Origin of the sequence: Raoultella sp., assembly GCF_039594335.1 — a bacterium.
In the GTDB taxonomy this organism is placed as follows: domain Bacteria; phylum Pseudomonadota; class Gammaproteobacteria; order Enterobacterales; family Enterobacteriaceae; genus Klebsiella.
Genome location: NZ_JBCNNS010000194.1, coordinates 1 through 5,899, shown reverse-complemented (window position 1 = coordinate 5,899; position 5,899 = coordinate 1). Strand labels below are relative to the sequence as shown.

At 54.0% G+C, this 5,899-nt stretch carries 8 protein-coding genes; 4 read left to right on the top strand and 4 right to left on the bottom strand.

The window, feature by feature from the left end; all coding sequences use genetic code 11:
- Positions 1-219: triphosphoribosyl-dephospho-CoA synthase (locus ACZAHD_RS21030; protein ID WP_462458488.1), on the top strand; the 219-nt coding region annotated here is incomplete at its 5' end.
- A 38-nt stretch (positions 220-257) separates the two neighbouring features.
- Here ACZAHD_RS21030 and ACZAHD_RS21025 read toward each other — a convergent pair.
- The 4 genes from ACZAHD_RS21025 to mutY form a co-directional block, all read right to left on the bottom strand.
- On the bottom strand, positions 258-1,517 hold the full coding sequence (locus tag ACZAHD_RS21025) for a nucleoside permease (RefSeq protein ID WP_462458487.1): 1,260 nt from the start codon (positions 1,515-1,517) through the stop codon (positions 258-260).
- 239 nt (positions 1,518-1,756) lie between these two features.
- A complete protein-coding gene (mltC, locus tag ACZAHD_RS21020) occupies positions 1,757-2,839 on the bottom strand; it encodes a membrane-bound lytic murein transglycosylase MltC (protein WP_462458486.1) in 1,083 nt (360 codons plus the stop codon).
- Positions 2,840-2,889: 50 nt separating this feature from the next.
- Positions 2,890-3,165, bottom strand: coding sequence for an oxidative damage protection protein (locus ACZAHD_RS21015; RefSeq protein WP_004867532.1), 276 nt, complete (start codon positions 3,163-3,165; stop codon positions 2,890-2,892).
- A 27-nt stretch (positions 3,166-3,192) separates the two neighbouring features.
- Positions 3,193-4,251 (bottom strand): A/G-specific adenine glycosylase, encoded by a 1,059-nt coding sequence (mutY, locus tag ACZAHD_RS21010; protein WP_462458485.1) that lies wholly within the window; start codon positions 4,249-4,251, stop codon positions 3,193-3,195.
- A gap of 136 nt (positions 4,252-4,387) precedes the next feature.
- On the opposite strand from mutY, the gene trmB reads away from it, so the two are divergent.
- From trmB to ACZAHD_RS20995, 3 genes are all read left to right on the top strand, one after another.
- Entirely contained in the window at positions 4,388-5,107 is a 720-nt protein-coding gene (gene trmB / locus ACZAHD_RS21005; protein WP_462458484.1) for a tRNA (guanosine(46)-N7)-methyltransferase TrmB, read from the top strand.
- Positions 5,107-5,433, top strand: a complete 327-nt coding sequence (locus ACZAHD_RS21000) for a YggL family protein (protein ID WP_462458483.1) — start codon at positions 5,107-5,109, stop codon at positions 5,431-5,433. Before trmB ends, ACZAHD_RS21000 begins: the two co-directional genes overlap by 1 nt.
- Before the next feature lie 50 nt (positions 5,434-5,483).
- Positions 5,484-5,899: DUF2884 family protein (locus tag ACZAHD_RS20995; RefSeq protein WP_462458482.1), on the top strand; the 416-nt coding region annotated here is incomplete at its 3' end.

Genomic DNA, 5,899 nt, shown 5'->3' with positions numbered 1-5,899 from the left:
CTGCGCCTGATGGCGGTGAATCCGGACAGTAATCTGGTGTCGCGCGGCGGTATTCACGGGCTGCGATATGTGCAGAGCTATGCGCAAGCACTGCTGGTAAACGGCTGGGATCGCCGGCGATTACTGGAGATGGACAGGGCGCTGATAAAGCGGCATTTAAGCCCGGGAGGGAGCGCGGATTTGCTGTCGGTGGCGTGGGTTTTAGCGAAGTGTGGTTGATGCCCCTCCCCCCGAAGAGAGGAGGAGGGAGCCATCGGTTAATGCGCGGCGCTGGTCTGCGCGCCGGCCGGTACACGCACGTGTTTGTATTTAAACAGCGCGATGAAGGCAATGGCCAGAACCAACGAGTAGGCGGCAAAGATCAGCCAGACAGGCTGCCAGTCAGTAATGCCGTTGGTGGTATACATCTCCACAACTTTCCCGCTCACCACGCCGCCGAGGATACAACCAAAGCCGTTGGTCATCATCAGGAACATCCCTTGGGCGCTGGCGCGGATTTCAGGTCTCACCTCTTTCTCAACAAATACCGAACCGGAGATGTTGAAGAAGTCGAAAGCGCAGCCGTAAACAATCATCGACAGAACCAGCAGCACAGTACCGAACGGTGTCGGATCGCCATAGGCGAAGAGACCGAAACGCAACATCCAGGCGAAGATACTGATAATCATCACGTTCTTGATGCCATAGCGGCTAAGGAAGAACGGGATAGTCAGAATGAACAGAGTTTCGGAGATCTGAGAAATCGACATCATCACCGACGCGTGCTCAACGATAAAGCTCCCGGAGAACAGCGGGTTATTATCAAAGCTGTGCAGGAAGGTATTCCCGAACATGTTGGTGATTTGCAGTTCTGCGCCTAACAACATGGAGAAAATAAAGAAAATCGCCATCCGTTTGTTTTTGAACAGGGCAAAGGCGTCCAGGCCAAGCATGCTGCTCCAGCTCTGGTTTTTCTGCTGATTTGAGACCGGGATGTGCGGTAGCGTCAGGGTGAACAGCGCGAGGACCACGGAGAGCGCTGCCCCGATGTAGAGCTGCATGTGGCTCAGTTCGAAGCCCGCAAAGCTGACGCCCCACATCGCCATGATAAAGCCGATGGTGCCCCAGATACGAATCGGTGGGAAATCCGTCACAATATCCAGACCGGCGGATTTCAGGCGATAGTAGGAAATCGTGTTGATTAAGCCCAGCGTCGGCATATAGGCCAGCGAGTTAAGCAGAATCACAAAGAACATCTCCCCAGGCGTGGTGACCTGGGCCGCCATAAACAGCGTGCCTGCCCCTACCAGATGGCACAGCGCGTACACCCATTTCGCGCTGATCCACTTGTCCGCCACGATACCCAGCAGCGTTGGCATCAGAACCGCCGCAATACCGAGCGAGCTGTAAACGGCGCCAATAGACGCACCATCGAACTTGAGCGTCACAAACATATAGGAGCCAAGTGTAGTCAGCCAACTACCCCACAGGCAGAACTGCAGAAACGACAATATTTTAAGCTGCAGCTTAAGGTTCATGTTATTTTCCTCACGAGTAAGCGGGGTATGTGTTGTGATAATTACATCAATGGTTGCAATTTGATGAAATTCTATCAGTAAACGGCGCGAAGTTTTGTTACCTTCCGCAAAAAAATGCAATCCCCATTAATTTGCAGATTAGATTGTGATGCAAATAACATTTTCCTATGGGAAGGGGGAGGTGAAGCGGGAAAACCCGCCCCTCTCGCATCTGGAAAGGGGCGGGTGAGGAGATAACCTTATTTCCGGCGATAGGACTTCTGCGCCGTATTCACCTTATAAAGATAGCGACGCGATTCCGCCGACGGGTGACGGCTGGTGAGGGTGGAATAGACATCCCCCGGTGTCATGCTGTTGATAATATTGGCCGCCTGGATTTTATCGCTGGAGAAGACGCGTAATACGCTGCCGGCGCCGCCGTTATAAGCGGTGATCACGGCATAGCGGCGCGAGGTCGGATTATCGATACCTGACAGATACACATTATTCAGCATCGCCAGATAGGCTGTGCCGGTATCAATGTTATTCGCCGGATCGAACAGATAGCTGCGGCTTGGCAGCCCCGATTTCCCCTGCGCACGGAAGACATCTTTCCCGGCGCTGTGCTGCACAACCTGCATCAGACCCAGCGCATCAGCATGGCTCACGGCGTATGGGTTGAAAGAGGATTCGGTCTGCATGATCGCCAGAATCAGCGACTCATCGACGCCATACTTGCGCGCCGACTGGCGAACGTACCCGATGTACTTATGCGCACGTTTGTCGAGGTGGTTCGGTACCAGATTAATGGTGATGCTGTAAATCATTCGCAGGCCGTTGCTGCGGCTTTTCAGCCGCGTTTGCAGCAGATAATCGGCAAAGCGCGAGGCCCGCCACTCCCAGCGAATCGGATCGCCGTGGTTATCCACCACCTGTCCGTAAAGGAAAGGCTCTTTCGAAATCTGGATATCATCGGCGTCGGAGTAGAGGTCGATTGACCCCGGATCGTCGCCCATCAGCAGCGTCTTAATGATGGTCTGGCGTAAGCGACCGGTCGGATCGGTACCGGCGATAGTCTCGACGGTGATGGTGCCCTCATCAAAGTTGATGTGGCTACGGGTCTGATACTGATCGGTATACTTAACGTAGTCTTTCGGCCCGGCGAGCAGAACTTCGTTATAACCCCAAATATTTTCGATGTTATGGGCGAACTGGCCCATCAGAATATCGAAGCCGTTGGTGTCCTTAACCCAGGCTTCGTTATACTCATCGCCCTTTTTATTTGAGCTGGAACACGAAACGAGCAAAGGCGCAATGAGCGCTAGCGCTAAATATTTTTTCATCATTCCGGGAGTGTGCGTTGTGTTTGTTGTGCTTAAGAGTCAGAGGACTCTTACTTTTTTTCAGGCGGCGTGTAGCCTTCAATGTGCACATCTTTCCCTTCAAACAGGAACTGGATCATCTCCTGTTCCAGCAGCTTACGATGTTCCACGTTCATCATGTTGAGCTTTTGCTCGTTGATTAACATGGTTTGTTTGTGCTGCCACTGGGCCCACGCCTCTTTCGAAATCTCGTTATAGATGCGTTTGCCTAACTCACCCGGATACAGCTGGAAATCCTGGCCATCCGCTTCACGCTGCAGGAAAGTACAAAAAATCGTTCTGCTCATTCGTCATCCTCTTTATTCGCCAGAAAGCTATGCAAGAGCCCCGGCCTTCAACTGTTGCAACAAGCGCTCCACAGGCGCCGCCAGTCCAACCGACGGCGGCTGCGCTAAGTTATACCAGAGTGCGCTGCCTTCATCCACGCATGCGCCAGATGAATCTACGTTAAGCCACATCGGCACGATATCCAGATGGAAATGGCTGAAAGTGTGGCGGAACGCGGTCAGCTGCATCAAATTATCATCCTTTATCTCACGCTGAGCCAGCCATTCGCGGAGCGCGGCCTCCTCTTCAAACTGCGGAAAACAGAATAATCCGCCCCACAGACCGACCGGTGGACGTTGGGAAAGCAACACCTCGTTGCCGTGCTGCATCAGCAGGAAATAGCCCGTCCGTTGCGGAATGGTCTGCTTCGGTTTTTTACCCGGATATTGTGCCCACGTATGGTTTGCATAAGCGATGCAGCCGTTACTTAATGGACAGAGTTCGCATTTAGGTTTTGAGCGGGTGCAGACTATCGCTCCGAGATCCATCATCGCCTGGTTAAAGCGCTCAACCCCTTTTGCTGGCGTGACCTCTTCGCTGATCTGCCATAATCGTTGCTCAACCTCTTTTTTCCCCGGCCAGCCGTTGACCGCATAGCAGCGGGCCAGCACGCGCTTCACGTTGCCATCGAGAATGGGGTAATGCTTGCCAAGAGAGAGGGATAAAATCGCGCCGGCCGTGGAACGCCCGACGCCGGGCAGCGCCGCGACTTCGTCAAAGGTTTGCGGGAATTCGCCGCCGTGCAGGCTCGCCACCTGTTGCGCCGCCTTATGTAAATTGCGCGCGCGGGCGTAATAGCCCAGGCCGGTCCAGAGATGCAGCACTTCATCCAGCGGCGCCTCGGCCAGATCGATAACCGTCGGGAAGCGCGCCATAAAGCGTTCAAAATAGGGAATAACCGTGGCGACCTGGGTTTGTTGCAACATCACCTCGGAGAGCCATACTTTGTAAGGCGTTTTACCCATTTGCCATGGCAGGGTTTTACGCCCGTATTTGTCGTACCAGTCCAGCACCTGGGCTGAAAATTGCGCGGCGAGAAAAGTCAAAGCTACAGCTCCGGAATTGCGATATCAGGGTGGCAGATTGCAGCATAAGGGCGACAGGCTGTAAACCCTTGCATCCGTCGGGTAACTTTGGATAATGCCCGTTTTCCGAACACTCTCACAAGCAGACCTAACTTTTATGAAAAACGACGTCATATCTCCGGAATTCGATGAAAACGGCCGCCCGCTGCGCCGTATTCGTAGCTTCGTCCGCCGCCAGGGCCGCCTGACCAAAGGTCAGCAGCATGCGCTGGATAACATTTGGCCGGTGATGGGCGTTGAGTTCAACGATGCTCCGCTCGACTTCTCGGCGCTGTTTGGCCGTAACGCGCCGACGACGCTGGAGATCGGATTTGGCATGGGCGCTTCGCTGGTGGCGATGGCGAAAGCGAAACCTGAGCAGAATTTCCTCGGTATCGAAGTTCACTCGCCGGGCGTCGGGGCCTGTCTGGCCTCCGCCGAAGAAGAGGGCGTACATAACCTGCGCGTGATGTGTCACGATGCGGTTGAAGTGCTCCACGCCATGATTGCGGATAATTCTCTCAACATGGTGCAGCTGTTTTTCCCTGACCCGTGGCATAAAGCGCGTCATAATAAACGCCGTATCGTACAGGCGCCTTTTGCCGAGCTGGTAAAAAGCAAGCTGAAGCTGGGGGGCGTCTTCCACATGGCGACCGACTGGGAGCCCTATGCGGAACACATGCTGGAAGTGATGTCATCGCTTGAAGGGTATCGTAACCTGTCAGAAAGCAACGATTATGTACCGCGCCCGGAATCGCGTCCGGTAACCAAATTTGAACAGCGTGGCCATCGTCTCGGCCACGGCGTATGGGACTTAATGTTCGAGAGGGTGAAATAATGGCAAAGAATCGTAGCCGTCGTCTGCGTAAAAAAATGCATATCGACGAGTTTCAGGAAATCGGTTTTTCCGTCGCATGGCGTTTTCCGCAAGGGAGCACTGAAGAGCATATCGATCGCACCGTGAATGACCTGATTGAAGAAGTGATCGAGCCGAACAAACTGGCATTTGACGGCAGCGGTTACCTCTCCTGGGAAGGACTGATCTGCCTGCAGGAAATCGGTAAATGTACCGAAGAGCATCAGGCTATCGTGCGTAAGTGGCTGGAAGATCGTCAGCTAACCGATGTGCGCACCAGCGAACTTTTTGACGTCTGGTGGGACTAAGTTTGACAAGGGTCGGCAATTGCCGACCCGTTTTGTCTTAAGGGAGTTTTATGATGCGCAAAACGCTGCTGGCGGTGGCGCTGTCCGTTACCGCTCTGTCCGCGCATGCGGACTACCAATGTAGCGTCACGCCGCGTGACGACGTGATCCTCAGCCCGCATCAGGTGCAGGTCAAAGGGGAGAACGGCGATCTGGTGATTAAGCCGGACGGCAATCTGACCTATAACGGAAAACAGTATTCTCTGACTGCGGCCCAGCGCGAGCAGGCCCAGGACTATCAGGCCGGCTTGCGCAGCAGCCTGCCATGGATTGATGACGGCGCGCGTTCGCGAGTCGAAGAAGGGCGTCAGGCGCTGGATAAAATCATTACCGAACAGGTTGGCGCCAGCAGCAGTATGCATGGTCGTCTGACCAAACTTGACGCGCAGTTGAAAACCCAGATGAACCGCATTATTGAACGTCGCAG

Coding starts and splice junctions, on each gene's coding strand:
- ACZAHD_RS21000 (WP_462458483.1), top strand. CDS start 5,107: ATGGCAAAGAATCGTAGCCGTCGTCTGCGTAAAAAAATGCATATCGAC.
- mltC (WP_462458486.1), bottom strand. CDS start 2,839: ATGAAAAAATATTTAGCGCTAGCGCTCATTGCGCCTTTGCTCGTTTCG.
- trmB (WP_462458484.1), top strand. CDS start 4,388: ATGAAAAACGACGTCATATCTCCGGAATTCGATGAAAACGGCCGCCCG.
- ACZAHD_RS21025 (WP_462458487.1), bottom strand. CDS start 1,517: ATGAACCTTAAGCTGCAGCTTAAAATATTGTCGTTTCTGCAGTTCTGC.
- ACZAHD_RS21015 (WP_004867532.1), bottom strand. CDS start 3,165: ATGAGCAGAACGATTTTTTGTACTTTCCTGCAGCGTGAAGCGGATGGC.